Here is a 22,006-nt window from a genome sequence, read left to right as displayed (position 1 = left end):
ATGAGCTTTCCCTTTTCGACACTGATGGTGCAGGGCACCACCTCGGATGCTGGCAAAAGCACCATCGTTGCCGCACTATGCCGCCTGTTGCGCCGTAAAGGCATACGGGTGGTTCCTTTCAAACCGCAGAATATGGCGCTCAACAGCGCGGTTACGGAAGATGGCGGCGAGATCGGTCGCGCGCAGGCGCTGCAGGCTATCGCTGCAGGGCTGGCACCGCATACGGACATGAACCCCGTCCTGCTCAAACCCTCTAGCGACATCGGCGCCCAAGTCATCATCCACGGCCAGGTGCGCGCCGAGATGGATGCGCGCGACTACCATCAGTACAAGACCATCGCCATGCAGGCAGTGCTGGAATCACACCAGCGCCTGTGCCAGCAGTACGACAGCGTGATAGTCGAAGGGGCAGGCAGCCCGGCCGAAATCAATCTGCGCGACCGCGATATCGCCAACATGGGCTTTGCGGAAGCCGTCGATTGTCCCGTGATTCTGGTGGCCGATATCGACCGTGGCGGCGTTTTCGCTCATCTGGTGGGTACCCTGTCCTGCCTCTCGCCCAGCGAACGGCATCGCATCATCGGCTTCGTCATCAACCGCTTCCGCGGCGACATCAGCCTGCTCGAACCGGGACTCGAGTGGCTGGAACAGCAGACCGGCAAGCCGGTGCTGGCCGTACTGCCCTACCTGCACGGCCTGTTCCTCGATGCGGAAGACGCGGTGCAGGCAGTCCAGGCCAACGCCGGCGCCTTCCGCATCGTCGTGCCGAGTTTGCCCCGCATGAGCAACCACACGGATTTCGACGCTTTGCGTGCCCATCCCGAGGTGGACCTGCGTTTCGTCCGTCAGGGCGAGCCGATTCCGCCGGCCGACCTGATCATCCTCCCCGGCAGCAAGAACACCCGCGCCGACCTGGCCTGGCTGGAGCAGCAGGGCTGGCCCCAGCAGATCGCGCGCCATCTGCGCTATGGCGGCAAAGTGATAGGCATATGCGGCGGCTTCCAGATGCTGGGCCAACAGGTACACGATCCGCGAGGCGTGGAGGGGACGCCGGGCAGCTCGGCGGCACTGGGCCTGCTGGAAATGGAAACAGAAATGACCAGCCACAAGCGCCTGCAGCAGGTGCAGGGCATCTGCGCCTTCGATGCGCAGCAGGCAGGCGTGACCGGCTACGAAATCCACATGGGCGAATCGCACGGCGCGGCGCTCAGCCAGCCGGCCTTCTTCATCGACGGACGCGCCGAAGGTGCGCTATCGGTCGACGGGCAGGTGCTGGGCACCTATCTGCATGGCCTGTTCGACACCCCCTCGGCCAGCAGCGCCCTGCTGCGCTGGGCCGGCCTCGCCAGTGACCATGCGGTGGACACGCAAGCACTGCGAGAGGCCAGCCTTGACCGTCTGGCCGACGCCGCCCAGCCCCTGCTCGACGCCCTGTGCGTGCTACGCAACGATAGTGTCGATGTCAGCACCTGAAGCGGCCCGCAAGGGCTGACTGCCCGCACATTCCTCGATGCGGCGGTTACCGGGACCGGGCAAGGTGCGCAGGCTGCGCTCGGTCGCCGCCTCGAACTCGCGCTGCAGCACGGTATCGACAAAGCGCCAGTCGCAGCGCACCTGCTCGTGGCTGGCCGTGATGATCATATAGCCACGCTTGCTGGTCTGGGCGTAATACAGCGGCGCGATCAGGTCCACCATCATGGCCGCCACATCTTCCGGATCGCGCTCGCGATACGCCCCCTCCATACCCGGCGAGGTCACCGAAGCCGTGGCAAATTCCACGCCGATCTGGCGCCCCTGCGCATCCTGCAGATCACTGGCCCAGGCATTGTGCGTATCGCCGGCCAGCACCACCAGATTCTTGCGGTGCCGCTGCATCATGGCAAATACCTGTTCGCGGTCGTGCTGGTAGCCATCCCACGAATCCATATAGCAGGGTAGCGTGGCTGCAGCCAGCCAGTCCTGCTCATGTCTGCCCAGCGCCGCCGGATCGCGCGCCGCGCGCCGCTTCAGCGCTGCATAATCGGTACAGCTGCACTGGCCCATGGCGATCGCCAGCGGATACTCCATCCGCGCCATCAGCACCTGCTGGCCCAGCACCTGCCAGCGTGCCTGCGATTGCTGCACCTGCTGCTCCAGCCATGCCATCTGCTCGCTGCCCAGCATCTGGCGGCGCGGCGACGCCACATCATGGCGGAATTTTTCTGCATCGAAGTGGCGCTGGTGATCGTAGTAGGACGACATCATGAGCTGCTGATCGCGCCCCACCACACGGGTATCGAGCATGTGCAGCGACAGCACCGAGCCGAAATCGAAGGAACGGTAAATCTTCTGCAGGCTGGCCGGTTCCGGCGCGCGGATAGGCAGCCACTCGTGGTAGGCCGTCATGGCAGCCTGTCTGCGCAGGGCGAACGGGCCATGCTTGCGTGCTTCATGGGCTACGGCGCCATCACGCCAGGTGTCATCGGCAAACTCGTGATCGTCCCACACGGTGATGAAGGGCAGCGCGGCATGCAGCGCCTGCAGATCGGGATCGCTACGGTACTGGGCGTAGCGGCGGCGGTAGTCTTCCAGCTGCAGCAATAGTTCGCGCGGTTCGGACACCCGCCCCAGCGCTTGCGCATGGCTGCTGGCATAGCCGGTGCTCTCATATTCGTAGATATAGTCGCCGATATGCAGCGCGACATCGATATCATTTTGGCGTGCGGCATCGGCATACACATTGAAGAAACCGGCCGGATAGTTGGAACAGGAGAAGACCGCCAGCCTGACCTGACGCACATCGGCGCGCGGCAGCGTCCTGGTGCGGCCGATGGCGGAGCGCACGCCTTCGGCGATGAACTGATAATAGTAGACATGGCCGGGCAGCAGGCCGGCAGCATCCACCTTGACGGTAAAATCCCGCGCGGCCGAAGTAGTGCTGCTGCCCTGCGCGACGACCGTTTGCATCGCCGCATCGGTGGCCACCTGCCAGTAGACTGCCGGCTCGGCACTGTCCGTTTCCGCCGGCGGCGTTACCCGGGTCCAAAGTATCACCCTGTCCTGTAAAGGGTCGCCACTCGCAACGCCATGCAGAAACTGCAGGGCCGTCCGCTCCGCGCTATTGACTGCGGGGCTGCTGCAGCCGGCCAAACCGGCCCCCAGTACCGCCGTCGATGCCACCTGCCGGAGAAACTCCCGTCGGCCTGAAAGCGATGCGGCTATCGTCATCATGACTCCATCGGCGGTTGCGATGCTCGCCAACTTACGCCCCATTCGTGACGGCAGCATGACCTGCTTTTTACTTTTGTGTGACAATCGCAGGCATGGATACCTCCGCCGCCAAACGCTATCTGCCCTGGGTAGTGGCCACTGCCCTGTTCATGGAGCAGCTGGATTCGACCATCGTCAACACGGCGATACCCAGCATGGCGGCCAGCCTGCAGGTCACGCCTCTCAGCCTGAAGGCGGTAGTAACCAGCTATATTCTGAGTCTGGCCGTGTCCATTCCTGTCAGCGGCTGGATGGCAGACCGCTATGGCACGCGCCGCGTCTTCATGAGTGCTGTCGCCATTTTCACCCTGGCCTCGGTGCTGTGCGGCCTGTCCGTCAATTCCCCCATGCTGGTGGCGGCCCGCCTGCTGCAAGGTCTGGGCGCTGCCATGATGATGCCGGTGGGCCGGCTGACCATCGTGCGCACCTTCCCCAAATCCGAACTGCTATCGGCCATGAACTTCGTGATCGTGCCCGCGCTGATCGGCCCTCTGCTAGGGCCCACGGTAGGGGGGTTGATCGTGCACTGGCTGACCTGGCGCGACATCTTCTTCGTCAACGTCCCGGTCGGCATTACGGCAATCTTTCTGGCTCACCGCTACATGCCCGACTATCACGGCGAGGCGGCACGCCCGCTCGATCTGATCGGACTGGTGCTGTTCGGTACAGGGGTTGCGCTGCTATCGTGGCTGCTGGAGATTTTCGGCGAACACCAGATCGACATCACCTCGGCCGCCGTGCTGTTCTTGATTGCCCTCAGCCTGCTGCTGGCCTACGGCTGGCATGCGCGCGACAGCGCCTACCCCCTGCTGCAACTGGCGCTGTTCAAAATCCGTACTTTCCGCGTCTCAGTACTGGGCGGCTTTATCACCCGCATCGGCGTCGGCGGCCTGCCCTTCCTGCTGCCCCTGCTGTATCAGCTGGGTCTGGGGCTGCCGGCATGGCAGTCTGGCCTGCTGATGATGCCTTCGGCCGCTGCGGCCATGGGCATGAAGCTGATCTCGGCGCGGGTACTGAATCGCTACGGCTATCGTCAGGTCCTGATCGTCAACACGGTCCTGATCGGGCTGACCATCAGCCTGTACACTTTTGTCCAGCAAGGCACGCCGCTGTACCTGATCGTCGCCATCAGCCTGATGCTGGGCTTTTTCAATTCGCTGCAGTTCTCCAGCATGAACAGCATCGCCTATGCCGACGTCAATGCAGCGGATTCCAGCATGGCCAGCACCATCGCCAGCTCCATGCAGCAGCTTTCCATGAGCTTCGGCCTCGCGACCGGTTCACTGGTCACGGGCTGGTTCCTCGGTGGCCTGCCCCAGTCGGACCGCATGGCCCTGACGGGCGCCATCCATCACGCCTTCCTCACGCTGGCCGTCGTCACCATCCTCTCCTCGCTCACTTTCTGGTCGCTGCGCAAAGAAGATGGCGAAAGCATCAGCAAAGGCAGCACACCTTAGCGGCTGCTCTTGCGCCGGCGCACTGCCAGCGCCAGCAGGCCCAGACCGCCCAGCAGCATGGCGTAGGTAGCCGGCTCCGGCACAGCGGCAACGCCGGTGTAGGTGCCGTCAAACTGGTAGCGCACGGCCAGACCGTTAATGCTGGTGCCGTGCACCAGTTGCAGGAATCCGGCATCATGGGTCATGTCGCCCAGCAGACGGAAAGCATAGGCACCGGCCGCAGCCTCGCTGAAGCTCAGGGTCTTGCCTTCGACTACCGCACCCAGTCCGTTAAATGTCAATAACGAACCGCCCAGCAGTACCGTGGAATTCTGGCTGAGCGACAGGCTGGCAAACGTCTGCCCCTGTGCACCGGCCTGCAGCAGCTGCAGGCTACCACCGTCGAGTTGCAGGATACTGGCTGCAGAAAGGCGATTGGCGCCCACCAGTTCCAGCGTGCCGCCGCTCAGTACCGTGCTACCGGCATAACTACTCACGCCACTCAGTACCACCACACCGCTCCGCACTTCGACCCGGCTGAAATTGGCGAGCGAACCGGCATAGGCGAAGCTGGCGCCGTCGCTCACGCCAAACAGCAGCGTATTCTGGCCGCTGCTGCCGCCATTGATGTCGCCAAGGATGCTGCCGCCATACACCGTCAGGCTGTTTCTGCCAGAGCCCATCTCGATCGCCTTGCCGCTGCTGCTGCCATCGATGCTGCCGGCATTCACCAGCACCGTGCTATCCGCGCCAGTCCTGATGGCGGCATAGCTGCTGCCGCCGCCCCGTATCACGCCACCGGCCTCATTGCTGATGCTCACCGTGTAAGCGCTGGCAGCACCCACCGTCACGATCGCCGAATCACTCTGGCCATAAATCAGCCCACCATGCTGGTTGGTGATGGTGACGTTGCCATACAGGCCTTCGCGCATGCCGGGCTGGCCGGCGATGTCGTTGCCGGCCAGCGTGATACCACGTCCGACCGCATTAGCGTTGCCCGGCGTGACCAGACCCTCGATGCGGCCCGAGTTGACGATGCTGCCACCGCCTATGCTCAAGCCTTCGCTATATGCCAGCCCCTCCGCCACCGGGCTAAAGGCGTTCACCGAGCGGATCAGGCCCGTGTTGGTGACGTTGGCTATGCCATCGATATCCAGCCCGTCACCATCGCCCGTGACGCCATTGCCGAAGATGGAACCGTGATTGACGATGGTGATGACCTGCTTGTTGTTAAAGCCATCCAGATTCACGCCCGAACCATTGCTGCCGCGGATAATGCCGCCCGCCGCATTGGTGATGCTCATGGTGTAGGCTTGCGTGCCATCTTTCTGGCCACCGGTAATGCCATGGCGGCCGCCATCGATCAGGCCGCCCGCGCCATTGAGGATCAGCGCACCGCTATTATTCTGCGCATCGATTCCGTCGCTACCGCTACCGGTGCTGGTGGTCGAGATGATGGAGCCGTAGTTGTTCACGGCACCCGCCACGCCCGTGCGTACCGCATCCGCTTCCTTGGCCTGCAGCAGGCCGTAGTTGTTCACCACGTTGGCACCCGTGGTAATCGCGGCAAAGTCCACCACCTGCGAGCCGCCAGCGCTGGCGTTTTCCGAAATCATGCTGCCGTAATTACTCAGCGTGACGCTGGCATTGGCCTTGTTCATCTGGATCACATCGCCGTCGGCGGCCAGCATCTTTGCCGCGCGGTTGCTGCTGCTACCGTTGAGTATCACCAGCCCTGTAACGCCGGTATTGTCGCGCACCACCCGGCCATTGCCGGTCTGGCTGATCACGCCCTGATTATCCAGCGTTGCGTTCTTGCCGACGATGCTCACTGCCACGGCACTGCCGCCCACGGTCAGCGTGCCGGCGCTGGTGATGCTGCCAAGCTGGTTCTTGTCCAGCGTCTGCGCATCGGTATTGGCGTTGCTCAGCGTGCCGGGGAAAACCAGCACGGGCACTGCGTTAGCAGTAGCACTCAGCGGCAAGGCCGCAGCCAGCAGCAGGAATTGAATGGCCGAATGAGGTTTAGAAAATGTAAACGACATGGAAAGTCCCGTTCTATCAGAATGCCGTCAGCGCTTTGCTGAATTTGATCAGCCACAGCCGGCTTGGACGCTCGCGGTCCTCGCCACGCGCAACGCGGATGGTGTTGGCCGCATTACAACCGGCCGCCGTGCTGGTGATGATGCTGCCTGCCGCGTCGATATTGCACTTGGTGACATCCGCATCTTCCACCACCACGCCGGCAGCATTGAAGACTTTGGTTTTCATGCCGAAGTCGTTGTCGTTGGCCAGCGCCAGCGTGTTGCCATCGACGATGGTCAGGCCTTCCGCCTTCTCGGCCAGCCAGCCGATAGCATTCAAGTCCAGCAGCAGGGTTTTCTTCAGTGGCGTCACACTCTTCCAGTCCGCGCCATTGACCGCCGTAGCGCTCATGCTGCTCTTTTCCAGATCCGAAGTCTTGACGTTGTAGGCGCTTCCCGCGATATCGGTGGCCGCACCGATTTCCACCAGCATCAGCTTGTTGAACACTTTGCCGTTAGGCGCCGCGCCCTGCTCGATCACGATGAATTTGCCATTGCCCAGTGCAACCAGATCGCCAAGTTTGGCATTGCCGGTACGGCCATCCTGATAGTCCGCTGCGTCGAGCGGATAGGCGTACATCTTGCCCGCGCTGCCAGTGACCGGATCGAACTCCATCCAGCGCGTGAAGCGTGCATAGCGTTCTATCGCCTCGCTCTTGCCCGTCACTGCATACGGCGCACTGCCATCCGTGAGCGGGCTTTGCAGGAAGCCATGCAGCTTGTCGGTGCTGGTATCCAGCGTCAGGCCTTCCATGCCGCGGTTGGCGCGCCGCTTGAGGAAGATATCGGGCAGCCCGCTACCGGGCGCGTACTTGCTCAGGATGACGCCCGTGGCCGGGTCAACCTTGAGTATGAAGGGGCCATATTCGTCGGAGATCCACAGCACGCTGCGCTTCTTGTCGACCACGATGGCTTCCGTATCCAGACCGCCCGCATTGAAAGTGGCTTTGCTGGCCGCGTCATATTTCATCGCGTCGAACACGGGCAGTTCAGCCGAGTTGCCCACACTGCCGGGCGCCACCGGCAAGCCGGACGCATTGACCGTCGCCGATACCTTGAGCGGCGTGGAAGAAGTCAGCACCGCACCGGCCTTGCCGACGGTGATGATGCCGAACGAAGGCGTGAAGCTGGGCGATGGGAAAATTTTGGCGCCCGTCACACCGCTGCCGCTAAGCGCGGGCAGATTGGGACCATCGCCATTCGGGCCGCGATCGGTCAGGCCATAGAATTCCAGATCGCCGTTGGCATTGGTGCCCTTGAAGGCCAGCGACGAGCCATAGGATGGCAGAAAGCCTTGCGGGAATTCTTCCTTGACCTTGGGGTTGCTGCCTTCGTACGGCACGTAGTAACTGGCAGCAGCCTGGATCTGGTAGCGCGTGACGCTGACGGCCACCGCGCCCAGTGGCGTAGTCTGGGTGTAGGCTTCCGACACCAGCGTGCCGACCTTGGACGCCAGCGTATCTTCGAAGTGTTCGCGTACCAGCGCGCGGCGGCTGTCGTCTATGCTGCGGGCCGCATATTTGCTGCCGGCGCTGGCCAGCTGGGCGCTCAGCGCTGCATTGAAGGCGGCAGCATCCAGCCCGAAGTCCGCGCTCTTGGCGGCCAGTGCAGTTTTCACCTCGGCCGTGAGCTTGATGCCGTTGGACGGATCGCTGTCTTCATCCAGTAATTGCAGGGCCAGCAGTCGATTAACTACTTTGTTGTCCTTGATATCCGTAACGCCCGCCAGCTGCAAGGGCGTAATGATGGCCGCACACGGAGCACTGCCCAGCGCTATGCCGCCTATGCTGAAGCTGACGCTATCGCCGGCATAGCAGGTGTACTCGCCCTTGGCCGAGGTGCTGGCTTTCGCGGCAGTACCGGCGACATAGTCGAGGTTTTCCACCGCGCCATCCAGGAATACGCCGGTGATCGGCGTTTTGGCAGGGGCCGCAGTATCGCTGCCGCCGCAGCCGGCAAGGACGGAAAACACCGCGAGCGACATCAAGGAAAACTTTTTCATGCTGATCTGGCCTCAATTGAAAAAACCGAACTTTAGCGGCCGCCCATGACAAGCGTATGACGCCGGTTGACACCACCTATAAAACACCTATACTACCCAGACTATTGCTAACGGACTAACACCTCGATGCTGCCTCGCCGCCACCCGCTGTTCTGGATACCCTCGCTGTATTTCGCCCAGGGCCTGCCCTATGCCATCGTGATGACCATGGCAGCCATCATGTACAAGCGGCTGGGCGTATCCAATGAACAGATCGCCTGGTGCAGCAGCCTGCTGGGCATGGCCTGGGTGGTCAAACCGCTCTGGAGCCCGCTGCTGGAGCTGGCACCCAGTAAAAAATGGGCCATCGTCACGTTTCAGGCAGTAGGCGGTGCCTGCCTGCTGGCGGCCGCGCTGACTCTGCGCGGCGCGGGCTTCTTCACCTTCAGCGTGGCGGCGCTGGCCTTGCTGTCGCTGGCCTCGGCCAGCCACGACATCGCTGCCGACGGCCTGTACATCGGCCAGCTGACGCCGCGCCAGCAAGCCATGTACTCCGGCTGGCTGGGCACGTTCTGGAATGGCGGCAAACTGTTCGTACAGGGTGCCGTCGTGGTGCTGGCCGGCGAACTGGAAGCCCGCTACGATGCGCGCACGGCATGGGCTGTGGCGCTGGCCTTGCCCGGTGCCGCCTTGCTGCTGCTGGCCGCCTACCACGGCTGGGCCGCTCCGGCCGACCTCAGGGCCGATCCGGCCGATGCAGCCAGCCGCCAGCCGTGGCGCACCAGCGCCGATGTGCTGCTGAGCTTTTTCCGCAAGCCCGGCATCTGGCTCGCCATCGTGTTCGTGCTGCTGTTCCGTGTGGCCGAAGGCCAGGTGCAGACCATAGGCCGTTTGTTCCTGATCGATGATCGCGCCCATGGCGGGCTAGGCATGAGCACGCTGGACATGGGCATCGCCTATGGCAGTTTTTCCACCGTCGCCTACATCGCCGGCAGCATACTGGGCGGTTATTTCGGCGCCTGGCGCGGGCTGCGGCTAGCGATGCCGGTGCTGATTCTGGCAATGAATCTGCCCACCGTGACCTTCTGCTATCTCAGCGTGGCGCTGCCGGACAATCTGGCCCTGATCACCGCTGTACTGAGTGCGGAAATGTTCGGTTTCGGCTTCGGTTTTGCCGGTCTGGTCATGTATATGATGCAAGTGGTAGCACCCGGCAAATACCCGGCAGCCCACTACGCACTGGGCACTGGCGTGATGCAACTGGGATTGGTCCTATCCACCATGGTCAGTGGTAAAATCCAGGCTAGCCTCGGCTATCACGATTTTTTCATCTGGGGCTTGCTGGCTGCCTTGCCCTCGCTGCTGCTGACTTTCGTGGTGGCGCTGCCCGGAAAACCCCAGCAGGCTACGCTCGCGACCGGCGCAACGCCATGAGGTACGCCGCCCAGCCTGACCGATATCTACCCACGCCGGACCATGAATTCTGATCACCCCACTGCCCTCGTTGCCCAGCTAGAGACCCAGATCAAGGCACTGCGCCATGTGCTTGCCTATCGGCATATCTACGTCATCAGTTTTTCCAGCGCGGGAGTTATCGTCACGCATAACTACCCCTCGCACCAGCAGGCCACCAGTCTCGACCATTTTGTATTCCTGATCGGGCAGGATAATCTGGACGCCATCAAGGCCCTGATACGCACCTCGGTAACGGGCAGCGATGGCTGGAAGTTCTTCAATCGCGACCTCAAGCTGCACCTGCTGCGGGTGGATCAGGATCTGTGGAATATCGAAGTGGGCACGGTCGAAGAGGAAGCGAGCGACGAGCACTACCCCAGCCCCGATTTCGCCAAGTTTTACAGCCTGACCGAAACGCTGACCGAATTCCACGAATGGCAGACCAGCGGCGACGTCGACGGCGTGCTGGACCGCATCCGCAACCAGCACCTGCCGCAGATCCAGGCCGTCAAGGCCGCCATCAGCGACCCTATCCTGCTGATGTGCCTGGACCTGATCGAAGGCATGGTGCGCTCGGCCGTAACAGACGACGTCGAACTGGAAAACCATATCTATGCACTGCTGACGCCATCCGAAATCCAGGTGGCCAAGTTCATCAAGGTAGGCAAGTCCACCAAGGAAATCGCCCAGAGCCTCAGCGTGGCATCGAAGACGGTGGAAAACCACCGTAACAGCCTGCGCGCCAAGCTGGGCATCACCAACAAGGGCATCAACCTGCGCAATTACCTGATCAGCCTGTCGAACTAGGCAGATCCAGCACCGCACTGCGTCCCTTGCGGCCATTGCTGCTGAAAGCGGCCATCCGCACTTGCGCTCCCTCCTGCGCCGGCGACGGCGCCCATGCAAAGGGCGCCGTATAGACGGCCGCCTGCGCATCTGGCTCGCTACCGTCCAGCGTGTAGCGCATCGTCAGGCCGGGCAATTCCAGATTCGCGTGCAGCACGCCATCCTGCAGCACCACACCCGGCACCGGCAGGCGGTAAGCCGGCGGCACGGCCAGGCTATCGAGCCGTGGCAAGGTATGGCGCCCCAGCCGCTGGGAAAATTCGGCCCAGGCCGCATCCTGTGCAGCCCGGCGCGCCGCCATATCGCTCATGCCGGCCCAGACTGGCGAGGCACACCAGGCACGCTCGGCCACTGCCAGCAGACGGGGGAACAGCAGATAGTCGAGGCGCGCGCCGTCGCGCACATTCTCGCCCCATAACTGCGCCTGTATGCCGAGAATATTGGCGCGGCCTTGCTCGCTTAGCCGCACCATTCCGGCCAGAGCGGCCGGCTCCAGCGCCTGCCCCATCAGGTCGCAACGGGCATCCGTGTAAATATCTTCGGGGCAGAATTCCAGCACTTCGCGCAGACCGGGAAAGCCGGCCCAGTAATAGCCGGGTTCCTCAGGGTCTTTGGCGCAAGCGAGGTCCAGATACAGCCGGTCGCCATTGCACAGCACCACCGGATAGCCTGCATTGGCCAGCCGGTAGCCGAGATCTTCGCGCCCCTTGCCCCATGCACTGAGCCACACATAGCTGCGCATGGGCGCATCGAGGAAGCGCGGATTGGGCACAGCCCGGCCCGTGCCATCGAGCGCGCTGGCCACGGCCATTTCCTCCCACCCTGCCAGACGCAGACCCAGATGCTGTACCAGTGCGCGCAGCTGGTCGAAAAAATACTCCTGCAGCTGGGCTGTCGTGGCCAGCCCGTGCTGCGCCATCAGCTGGCGGCACAGGGGTGAAGCCAGCCACGCGCCGTCCGGCACTTCATCGCCGCCCGTGTGGATGGTGTGTAGCGGCGTGCCCGCTTCAGCGTATATGGATTGCAGTTCGCGCAGCACCGTCTCGATAAAGCGCAGGCAGCCGGGCCGGGCCACGCACATCACGTTATCGCGCCACAGTTGCACCGATAGATAGGTCGAACAGTCCTCCGGATCGGACAGCAGATAGGCTTCGGCCGCCTCCACCTGCCCCGCAGCCAGCAGGCGCTGATGGCGTGCCTGCATGGCCAGTATGGCGGCACGGGCATGGCCGGGCAAATCGATTTCCGGCAGCACGCTGATATGGCGGCGCTGTGCATGGCGCAGGATCTCGACGAAATCCGCGCGGCTGTAATAGCCGCTGCCAGCCGAACCCTGCGCCTGCGGCCCCGAGCCGAACGAGGCACACAGGGCCGCATCGGCGCCGCGCCATGCGCCCACTTCGGTCAGTTCGGGCAGGGCGGCAATGGCGATGCGCCAGCCTTCATCGTCGCTCAGGTGCAAATGCAGAGTATTGAGCTTGTAGCACGCCATCAGGTCGATGATGCGCAACACGGCGGCCTTGCCGATGAAGTGGCGTGCCACATCGAGCATCAGGCCACGGTAGGCGTAACGGGGGGCGTCGCGCATCACGCCCAGCGGCAGCTGGATCACGCCCGCCACTGCGCTGCTCAGCAGTTGCAGCAGGCTCTGGATGCCATGGGCGATGCCATGCCCGCTGGCGCCGCAAATCAGCACGCCTTGCGGCGTCACTTCGAGGCCATAGGCTTCCTCTCCGTGCGCGATGCCATCGCCGGCCTGGGCCAGACGCAAGACGATGGCATCGCCCGCAGGCTGGCCATCGGCAGGCAGGCAGTGTGGCGCCAGCCCCCACTGCGCATCCAGCAACTCACGCAGCAGCTCGGCCTCGCTGGCCAGTGCAGGCTGGTACAGAATGCGCGTGGCAGCGCCCAGCGTCAGCCGTCCTGCCGCACTGCGCCAGCTCTGCGGCGCCGGCGTGAGCCCATGCAGCGCTTCGGCTTCGGGCAAGCCGCAGGCAGCGGCATAGCGCGTGGCCGCCGTGCTGGCCGGCAGCCTGTCCTCCGGACCGCGCTGCTGCTGCGCCGGAGTCAGGAACGGAGCGATCTGCGCATCGCCCAGCGCCCGCACCTGCTGGCCGCCCTGCGCATCCTGCAGCACCAGATAGAAACCCAGCGGCGCATCCGTCACACTGATCGCCCAGCCGGCCGACCAGTATTCGATCTCCAGTGTCTGGCCCGGCAGCAGTCCGGCGAAGCCTGCCGCCGGCGCAAAACCGAACAGGTCGCCGCCGGGGTGTAGCAGACATACCGAAGCACTGAGCCGGGCCGGATCAACCGGCCGGCAGGTGTTGAAGTACAGCGTCCAGCCAGCGGCCGGCAAGGCCGCCGGCCCCGCATTGCGTATCTGCAGGCGCGCGCTGAAGCCGCTCGCATCGTTGCCCAGACACGCCCATGCCAATTCCAGATTCATATGCCTCATCCTCTTGCGTACCCATGCCCGCCTTACGGCGGGCATGGCCTAGCTCAGTAGCTCACACCTAGTAGCTCACACCTATCCGCAGGCCCACCGTGCGCGGATCATTCCACGAGGCGCGTACGAAGCCGCCTGCGTTGTTGGCGCCAAAGCCGCTATAGAAATTGGCGGCATTCTTGGAACGCGTATCGGTCAGGTTCAAGCCATACAGCTCCGCATACCAGTTGTGCGGGCCGATCAGCTTGAGCGAACCGTCCACCGTGGAATAGGCTTTCTGCGCATCCGACATGTGCGGGTTATCCAGATTGCGCAGGCTGAAGTACATCTTGTCCTGCCACTTCACCGACAGCCACGGCACCAGCACATAGTCGTTCGGCAGGTTGATGTTCTGCGAGAAGTTCAGCGACATGGTGTACTTGGGCGAGAACGTCAGGTGGTTGCCGGTAATGTCGTATATCTGCTTGCCCACCAGCGTAGGGTCGCTGCCCGAATACATGGGCGGGCAAGGCACGGCGCCGAATTCCGCCCGATAGCCGCAACCGTAGTTATCGCTATAGGTAGGGTAGTCGCGCATCTTCGAATTGATGTAGGCGAACGACGCCCCCAGCCGCGCACCGCGCCACGGTTTGTAATCCAGCTCGAGCTCGAGGCCGGGAATGTCGACCACGCCCACATTCTTGGTCATGCCTTTGATGATCACGTTGCAGGTGGGGTTGGTGGCCGGGCAAGGCGCATCCGTTTTTACCAGCGCCGAGAAGAACTGGCCATATTCCTGCTTGTCCTTGTAGCGGCTATAGAACAGCGTGGCCGATAGGTTCAGGCGATTCTCCAGGAAGCGGCCCTTGTAGCCCAGCTCCAGATTGGTCACCGTCTCCGGGCCCCAAGGGAAGAAGGTGATGTGCGGACCCGCCGGACCGTCCACGCAGGTTTTGCCGCCGCAGGCATCATCCTGATCCGAGAAGCCACCGGACTTGTAGCCGGTCGACAGCGAGCTATATACCATGTCCGACGGCGTCAGCTGCGCCATCAGGCCGAGCCGGTAAGTGAAGTGCTTCCAGCTTTGCTCGTTGGTATTGACGGCAGGCGGACCATACAGCGCATACGCGCCCGTGCCGGCCAGTGGCCCCATGCCCGGGGTGAGCTGAGTGCCGTTGTGCGCAGCAAAGCCGGGCGTGCCGGGTACGCCCGGCTTGAACTGGCCGTTGTAATAAGCCGGCTTGGACGGATCCCAGTCACCGCCGAACACCTTGCCGTTGTTGTTGATCTTGGTATCCCAGCTGTAACGGCCGCCAAAGGTCGCCGTCCATTGCGGCGCGAACTTCCAGTCGGTCTGGGCATACAGTGCCTTGGCGATCACCTGCACGTCCGGCTGGTTGTAGTACTGGCTGATCGGATAGCCGTACGGTGCCATCGCGAGGAATTCCTGTGCATAGTTAATCTGGTTCTTCTCCTTCATGTAGAAGCCGCCGTACACGGTCTGGAAGGCATCGTAATTCTGCTTGAGCTGCAGCTCGTGCACATCCGAAACGTATTTCGAATCCAGCGTGCGCGAGTTGGTGTCAAGCACAGGCCAGGTGCTGCCATTGCCGCCGGCAGGCACGGGCAGTTTGACATCGACCTGGCTGGCCAGCGGATGGTAGCCGGCATCATCGTCCGTCTGCTGGCTGCGTTTCTGGATGGCGTGCGCCAGGCTGTATTCGATGCGGTTGTTGGGGTTCAGATCCCAGATCAGGTTGGAGCGCAGCGTGTTGATCGACATGTCGATCTTGCCGGGCAGGTTGATCTTCACATCCCACTGGCTGCCCGGGCAGGCGAAGCGCGTTCCGGCCGCCTGATCGCAATCCTTGATGAACAGATTGCCCGCGCCCGAGTTCTGGTAGCGCTCATACGCCACCAGCCATTCGACGTCACGCGCAGCCTTCCAGCGCGCCGACAGGCGGCCCGCCCATTCGTTCTTGTTGGTGTAGTAATCGGATGGATCGACCTTGCTGTTGAAGCGCTGGTCCACATCCGGAATGCCATCGGCGATGAAGCCCTTGGACGGGATATTCACGTCCGTAAAATCCTGCATCTGGTTGATCCAGCCATCGCGCTTGAGCTTCATGAACGTGCCGCGCAGTGCCAGACTGTCGCTGATGGCGATATTCTGCACCACATTGAGCTGGCGTTTGCGGTAGCTGCCCACATCGAGCACGCTGCTGCCATAGGTGGAACCGAACTCCGGCTTGGCCGGAATGATGTTGATGCTACCACCCGTCGAGTTACGACCGAACAGCGTACCCTGAGGCCCGCGCAGCACTTCCACCTGATCGAGGTCGAACAGCAGCGCCAGTGCGCCTTGCGGACGGGGCGAATACAGCCCTGCCACGTGCAGGCCCACCGACGGATCGGACGCCTCGGTAAAGTTCTTGGTGCTGATGCCGCGTATCGCAATCTGCACGCCCGAGTCCACCGCCGTCGACAGCTGCAGATTGGGCACCGCGCCGGACAGGCCGCGCACGTCGGTGATGCCGGCACGGGTCAGGCTTTCCTGCGTCACCGCCGACACAGCCAGCGGTGTTTTCAGCAGCGCGCTCGAATGGCGCGTGGCGCTCACCGTCACTTCCTGCAAGGCTTCGCCGGCCGGTCTGGCCGTTTCAGCCACGGCTGCTGGCGGCACCTCGGCGTCGCTCTGCTGTGCCCAGACGGTTTGTGCGCACATGGCGCAGGCGCCCGCCACGGCGACGCTGATCATGGTTCTACTTGTCATCAAATGCAACATGGTCTTCCCCTGTTTTCGTTATTAAGAGATCGGCACGTTCAGGCCGCGCCGGGTATATGCTGGTTCGCTACGCGTGCCAGCACCAGCCGGCACGCTTCTCTTCTAATGCGGTCAATGCCGCCTTGGGTCTGCGTCTCCTTCTTCTTTATCTCCTCCTAATGCAAGCGTTGTCCTCCTACCCCCGGTTCACAGGCCCAGAGCTGTCCTGACCGCCGCCCGTGCGCTACAGGGGCGGCTGCCATACGCACACAGATGGCTGACGCCCGCGGGCAAGCGCATCTGACCATTGCTCAAGCTGATCACCAGCAGCTGCTGGCCAAATACCTCGGCCAGCTGGAACAGCAAGGCCTGCGCCGGCGCTTGCGGGAAGTCCTCGCCCGGCAAGGGATAGTTTTCCAGCACGGCCACAGCCAGCATGTGCGGTTGCACGCGGATGCTGCGTAGCCAGTCCACGGCCACCTCATAGGTCAGCGAATGGGCATGCAGCTGCTTGTGCGCGCCGAACCAGCTGTCCGCCAGCACATCGAACGCCGCCACGTGTTGATTGGGGCCTATGCCGCGCGCGTTCATCAGGCCGTGGTAGGCCTCTTGCGGCGCAGTCTGGATCAGAAATACTTCGCGCTCGGCACTGACCGGCAAATTGCCTGCCGGGTCGGTCAGTACGGCGACTGCGGCCTGCGCCGCACGCTGGGCCAGCGCCTGATGCTCGCGCATCGCCAGCGGCAGGTAGTGGGCTATGCCCGACAGACGCGCCAGCTTGAACGACACCACCCGTAGCAAGGTGGCATCGAGTTCGGCTTCGCTCCAGCGGCCGTCGCGCACTGCCGCCACCAGCCCGTCTATCATGGCCAGCTGCCGCTCCAGATAGTCGGGCTGATGGTCGTAATGCTCTTCGGACAGCATCATCATGTCGATGCCGGACTGGAAGGCCAGCACAGCAGCATCAACCGGCGAGTAGTTGCGGCGGATCGCCCCCATATTCATGCTGTCGGAAATGACAATGCCGTTAAAGCCCAGCCGCTCGCGCAGCAGGCCGCGCAGCACTGGCGCCGACAGCGTGGCCGGATGCTGTGCATCGAGCTGCGGATAGCGAATGTGCGAAGTCATGATGAGCTCAACGCCGGCATCGATGGCACTCTGGAACGGCAGCAGGTCCTGCTCGAGCAAGGTGGCCAGCGGCTTATCGACCACGGGGATCTCGCGGTGGCTGTCGACGGCCGTATCGCCATGGCCGGGGAAGTGCTTGGCGCACGCCACCAGCCCACCCTGGCGCACGCCGGCCACGGCAGCGGCGACATGGCGCGCCACCAGCGCCGGATCGCTACCGAAAGCACGCGCATCGATGATGGGCGAATCGGAACGCAGATTGACGTCGGCACAAGGCCCCAGCACGCAGTTGAAGCCGGCCGAGCGCATCTCGTCGGCAAACACCTGATACATGGATGCTGTCAGGCTGACGTCGTCCGCGTGGCCCAGCGCCAGATTGCCGGGGCCGGTAGTCGATTCCGGCATTAGCACGCTCCATGCGCCCTCCTGATCGACGCCCAGTAGCAAAGGTACGGCGTCGCCGGTGGCCTGGTTGATGCGATCAAGCTCGCCCGTCAACTGGCGGGCCTCGGCGAACGTGGCGGCGTTGTCCTGACTCAGATAGCAGCCACCGAGGCGATAGCGTTCGATCAGCGTACGTACCACTTCGGCCTGCTTGCCGGGAAAGGCCAGTATGAATAGCTGGCCGACTTTTTGTTCCAGGGACCAGTGGCGTACCTGCCGCGCCGCGCGCTCCCGATAGGTTGAAAACATAGAATGCTCCAGAATAAAGGCGTAAGGCTGCCCCGGCCGCGCGCAGCGCAGCCTGAAAAACAGCAAGCTAAGGAAAAGAGCGGTGCTAGCGACGGGGTCGTCGTAACCTGCCGCTCGTGAGCGTGACAGCGCAAATGATAATTACGCCCCGCAAGATCAATTGCTGATCAATGTCCAGTCCCATCAGAATGAGGCCGTTGTTGACCATGGCCATGATCAAGGCCCCCATCAGCGATCCGGCGACGCTACCTTTGCCGCCGAATAAATGGGTGCCACCGATGATGACGGCAGTCAGTACCATCATCAGATCGTTCTCGCCCAGCGTGTAGCGGGCGCTGTGCAGCCGGCCCGCATAGAGGATGCCGGCCAGCGCGGCCAGCAGCGCATTGATCAGCAGCACCCACATCTTCACGCGCGCCACATTGATGCCGGCGTAGGTCGCGGCCAGCTTGTTGCCACCGCTGGCCAGCACGGCCTTGCCAAAAGCCGTATTGCGCAGCACCACATGGCCCAGCGCCACCACCAGCATCATCCACAGGAACAACACGGGCACGGGGCCGATATCGCCCGAACCGAACAGGAAGGCAAACACTTCATGATCGACCGGCACCGATTGCAGCGCGCTGACCGAGCGCGTGATGCCGGTGATGATGCCGGCCGTTCCCAGCGTGACCAGAAAAGAAGGAATACCGATCCGGCTGACCAGCGCACCGTTGACCAGACCGCACAGCGCTCCCACGGCCAGCGCGCCGGCCACGGCCACCAGCATGCCATGGGGTAGCAGCAGCGCCACCGTGACGGCGGCCAGCGCGACCACGGCGCCGAAGGACAGATCAATCTCTGCCGCCGACAGGACGAAAGTCATGCCCACCGCCATGATGGCGATCATGGCACTCTGGCGGGCGATATTCATCAGGTTGTTCTCGCTCAGAAAGCCGCGTTCATGCAGCGTGACGGCGAACAGCAGGAACAGGCCCGCGAACACCACGTAGATCAGCATGGAACGCCAGTCGCGCACGCGGCTTTGCGCAGTCGCGGGTGCCGCAGGTGTGCTCGTTTGCATAGGGATATCCATTCTTCGTCCTCTCGAATTCGTCGTCACGTCAAGGCTGGCAAGGCGTACCATGCAGTGCGCCCAGCAGCGCCTGCTGTCCTGCGGCAGCGGCCAGCGGCGGGCCTATGCCGTCGTCCGCGAGCAGATGGCAGGTGTCGCATAGCGCTGCCAGCATGGCGTAATCGCTGCTGGCGATCAGCACGGCGTTGCCCTGCGCCGCGTAGTTACGCACGATCTGCCACAGCACCGATTGCGCCTGCACATCCATGCCGCTACCGGGTTCGTCGAGCAGCAGAATGCGGCCATCGGTGCTCAGCGCGCGCGCCATCAGCACCTTCTGCTGATGGCCGCCCGATAGCTGCCGCACTTGCTGCCCCGGGTCTTCCGTCTTCAAACCGAGCCGGCGCAACAGCCCGGTGACGATCTGCTGGCCGCGCGCATCGTCGATCAGCAGCGCCGTACTCAGACGATCGAACAGCGACAGCAAGATGTTTTCCGACACGCTCAGACCCAGCACCAGGCCAGCCCGGCGCCGGTCGCCCGGCAACAGATGCAGGCCATGGGCGATCGCTTCCGACGGATGGCGGACGTGCACCTCCTGTCCGGACAGTGCCAGCGTATAGCCATGCAGCGCCTGCAGACCGAAAATCGCTTCCAGCATGGCGCTGGCACCGCTACCGCTCAGGCCCACGATCTCGCCCGCACGCACGCTCAGGGCAGCTTGCTGTCTGCCGCTCTGGCGTAGTTGCAGCAAAGGTGCGGTGTCGTCGGCGGGAACATTCACGGCAGGCCAGGATGCGCTGGGCAATTGTGCCGTCATCAGCGTCAGCACAGCCTGTGCGCTGGTGGCCGCTACTGGCAGCGTATGGGCAATGCGGCCATCGCGCAGGATGCTGAGCTGATCGCAGACTTCGAACACATCGCGCAGGCGGTGGGTGATATAGATGATGGCCATACCTTGTGCTGCCAGCCGCTTCACGGTCCGGTACAGCAGTCTCACTTCGGCAGCAGTCAGGTTGGCACTCGGCTCGTCCAGTATCAGAACGCGCACCTTGCCGCTGAGGGCTTTGGCAATTTCCAGTAGCTGCTGTTGGCCGCGCGTCAAGGAGCCAACCGTCTGCCAGGGATAGAGTTCGATGTCGTAGCGGGACAGCAGCGCACTGGCGGCCCGCATCATGGCGGCTTCATCCACGAAACGGGTCCAGCCATCATTCCAGCGCGTCAGGAAGATATTTTCTGCCACTGTCATGCTAGAAATCAGGCTGAGTTCCTGATGCACCATGGCGATGCCGGCCCGGCGTGCCGCCCCTGCATCGGCAAATGTATGCACTTTGCCGTCGAGCAGTATCTGACCGCGGTCCGGGGCCAGTATGCCGCTGAAGATTCTCATCAATACCGACTTGCCTGCGCCGTTGGAACCCAGCACGGCGTGCACCTGGCCAGCCTGCAATTCAAAATGTACGCCGCGCAGCACCGGACTGTCGGCAAACTGTTTGTGTACCTCGCGCGCTTTCAGGATAGGCAGGGAATTCATCGTGCGCCCTTTCGAGCTACGGCCTGCACTACGGCAGCCGGCAACTCTCGGTTCAGCGCGCGCTGCCATTGCGTACTCAGGTTGGCACTATCGATCCGTACTGCATCGACGGTGACGAAGGCCGGCGCCGGCCGGTTCAGCAAGGCCAGCCCGCCCATGCGGGCGACGGTTTGGCCCATCTCGTAAGGCAGATCGCTGACGATGCCGGCCATGTTGCCGCCCTTGACCATGTCCAGCGCGTTGGCGGCCCCCAGGTCCATCGTCACCACTTTCAGATCTCGCCGTCCGGCAGCGCGGGCAGCAGCAGTCACGCCTTCGGCAATGCTGTCCCACGGTGCGTAGATGGCGGAAAGCTTGGGGTACTGGGTCAGGATAGCCGATGCGATCACCTCGCCGTCCTGCTGGTTGCTGATGCCGCGCGTAGCAACCACCCGTATGCCGGGGTAGCGCGCCAGTGCCTGTTTGACGGCCGCATCGCGCTGATTAGTGACGAAGTAGTTCGCGGCGTGATAGATCAGCGCGACATCGCCTTTACCCTTGATACTGCTGGCCAGCATATCGGCTGCCGTCTGGCCCATGGCGAGATAGTCGTCGGTGACGATGCCGGCGTAGTCGCGACCGTGCACCAGGCCTTGCGGCACATTGCTGATGAAAACCAGCTTCACACCAGCGGCAACCACGGGACGGAAAGCGATAGCGCCCGACACGGGATCGATCACCAGCGAGACGATCAGATCAGGCTTGAGTGCCATTACGGTTTCGAGATCGGTGCGCTGTTTTTGCGGGTCCATCCCGGCATCCGTCACAGCCACCACGCTGATGCCCAGTTCGGCAAAGCCTTTGCGAGCACCGGCGATCAGGGCACTGGAGAAATCCGAGCTGGTGTGCATGACCAGGGCAGCGCGATACGGCTTACGCTTCAGCGCAGCGATGTCGCTCGCTTTGAGGACGACGGCAGCGTAAGGGGTGGGCTGTTCACCATGAGGTCCACGCGACAAAGGCTGAGCGTGCGCACTGAGCGCCACGGCCAGCATACCGGTCAGCCACCACCTCCGAGTACCCATTTTCCACCCTTAGTTAAATTTACATTAAATATACTAGGTATTTAGGTAGGTAGTATAGGTATTTTATAGGTGTTGTCAAATAAAAATGATGTAAACGCAAAAAACCCCACCTTCGGCACTGAGCGCGATCTTGAGCGCGTTCAGGCAGATGGTGGGGTTCTTCTAATAACTAGCTTGACGATAACCTACTTTCACACTGGTTGCAGCACTATCATCGGCGCAGAGTTGTTTCACGGTCCTGTTCGGGATGGGAAGGGGTGGGACCAACTTGCTATGGTCATCAAGCTTTG

At 62.6% G+C, this 22,006-nt stretch carries 13 protein-coding genes and 1 rRNA gene; 4 read left to right on the top strand and 10 right to left on the bottom strand.

Features of this window, described 5'->3' with window-relative positions; all coding sequences use genetic code 11:
- Entirely contained in the window at positions 1 to 1,473 is a 1,473-nt protein-coding gene (locus GM655_RS22035) for a cobyric acid synthase (protein ID WP_155436819.1), read from the top strand.
- Here GM655_RS22035 and GM655_RS22030 read toward each other — a convergent pair.
- The gene (locus GM655_RS22030) at positions 1,441 to 3,207 is read right to left on the bottom strand and encodes an alkaline phosphatase D family protein (protein ID WP_155436831.1); all 1,767 of its coding nucleotides are present in this window, start codon (positions 3,205 to 3,207) and stop codon (positions 1,441 to 1,443) included. The genes GM655_RS22035 and GM655_RS22030 overlap by 33 nt on opposite strands.
- 95 nt (positions 3,208 to 3,302) lie before the next feature.
- On the opposite strand from GM655_RS22030, the gene GM655_RS22025 reads away from it, so the two are divergent.
- On the top strand, positions 3,303 to 4,706 hold the full coding sequence (locus tag GM655_RS22025; RefSeq protein WP_155436818.1) for a DHA2 family efflux MFS transporter permease subunit: 1,404 nt from the start codon (positions 3,303 to 3,305) through the stop codon (positions 4,704 to 4,706).
- Here the strand turns inward: GM655_RS22025 and GM655_RS22020 are convergent.
- Both GM655_RS22020 and GM655_RS22015 read right to left on the bottom strand, forming a co-directional pair.
- Entirely contained in the window at positions 4,703 to 6,730 is a 2,028-nt protein-coding gene (locus GM655_RS22020; protein ID WP_155436817.1) for a beta strand repeat-containing protein, read from the bottom strand. The two genes, GM655_RS22025 and GM655_RS22020, sit on opposite strands and share 4 nt — an antisense overlap.
- A gap of 16 nt (positions 6,731 to 6,746) precedes the next feature.
- Complete coding sequence (locus GM655_RS22015) at positions 6,747 to 8,771, bottom strand: esterase-like activity of phytase family protein (protein WP_155436816.1); 2,025 nt, start codon at positions 8,769 to 8,771, stop codon at positions 6,747 to 6,749.
- Between the two features lie 126 nt (positions 8,772 to 8,897).
- Here GM655_RS22015 and GM655_RS22010 point away from each other — a divergent pair, with 126 nt between their 5' ends.
- Positions 8,898 to 10,184 carry an MFS transporter gene (locus tag GM655_RS22010; protein WP_155436815.1) on the top strand — a complete coding sequence of 429 codons (1,287 nt, stop codon included), beginning with the start codon at positions 8,898 to 8,900 and terminating at the stop codon, positions 10,182 to 10,184.
- Between the two features lie 42 nt (positions 10,185 to 10,226).
- Positions 10,227 to 11,012 (top strand): helix-turn-helix domain-containing protein, encoded by a 786-nt coding sequence (locus GM655_RS22005; RefSeq protein ID WP_155436814.1) that lies wholly within the window; start codon positions 10,227 to 10,229, stop codon positions 11,010 to 11,012.
- On the opposite strand, the gene GM655_RS22000 is transcribed toward GM655_RS22005, so the two are convergent.
- The 7 genes from GM655_RS22000 to rrf form a co-directional block, all read right to left on the bottom strand.
- Positions 10,996 to 13,500, bottom strand: coding sequence for a family 20 glycosylhydrolase (locus GM655_RS22000; protein ID WP_229632696.1), 2,505 nt, complete (start codon positions 13,498 to 13,500; stop codon positions 10,996 to 10,998). The genes GM655_RS22005 and GM655_RS22000 overlap by 17 nt on opposite strands.
- A 67-nt stretch (positions 13,501 to 13,567) precedes the next feature.
- Positions 13,568 to 16,237, bottom strand: a complete 2,670-nt coding sequence (locus GM655_RS21995; protein ID WP_229632695.1) for a TonB-dependent receptor — start codon at positions 16,235 to 16,237, stop codon at positions 13,568 to 13,570.
- Positions 16,238 to 16,450: 213 nt separating this feature from the next.
- Positions 16,451 to 18,064: a glycoside hydrolase family 3 N-terminal domain-containing protein gene (locus tag GM655_RS21990; RefSeq protein WP_155436811.1), complete on the bottom strand. Its 1,614-nt coding sequence runs from the start codon at positions 18,062 to 18,064 to the stop codon at positions 16,451 to 16,453.
- Positions 18,065 to 18,149: 85 nt separating this feature from the next.
- A complete protein-coding gene (locus tag GM655_RS21985; RefSeq protein WP_155436810.1) occupies positions 18,150 to 19,127 on the bottom strand; it encodes an ABC transporter permease in 978 nt (325 codons plus the stop codon).
- Between the two features lie 40 nt (positions 19,128 to 19,167).
- Positions 19,168 to 20,652: a sugar ABC transporter ATP-binding protein gene (locus GM655_RS21980; RefSeq protein WP_196308827.1), complete on the bottom strand. Its 1,485-nt coding sequence runs from the start codon at positions 20,650 to 20,652 to the stop codon at positions 19,168 to 19,170.
- Positions 20,649 to 21,716, bottom strand: coding sequence for a substrate-binding domain-containing protein (locus tag GM655_RS21975; protein ID WP_155436808.1), 1,068 nt, complete (start codon positions 21,714 to 21,716; stop codon positions 20,649 to 20,651). The genes GM655_RS21980 and GM655_RS21975 overlap by 4 nt, the downstream gene beginning before the upstream one ends.
- A 172-nt stretch (positions 21,717 to 21,888) precedes the next feature.
- Positions 21,889 to 22,001: ribosomal RNA gene (rrf, locus tag GM655_RS21970) — 5S ribosomal RNA — on the bottom strand.
- Positions 22,002 to 22,006: the final 5 nt, after the last annotated feature.

Origin of the sequence: Pseudoduganella danionis (assembly GCF_009720775.1) — a bacterium.
In the GTDB taxonomy this organism is placed as follows: domain Bacteria; phylum Pseudomonadota; class Gammaproteobacteria; order Burkholderiales; family Burkholderiaceae_D; genus Rugamonas; species Rugamonas danionis.
The sequence above is the reverse complement of the archived record's forward strand: the minus strand, read 5'-3'. Positions and strand labels throughout refer to the sequence as shown.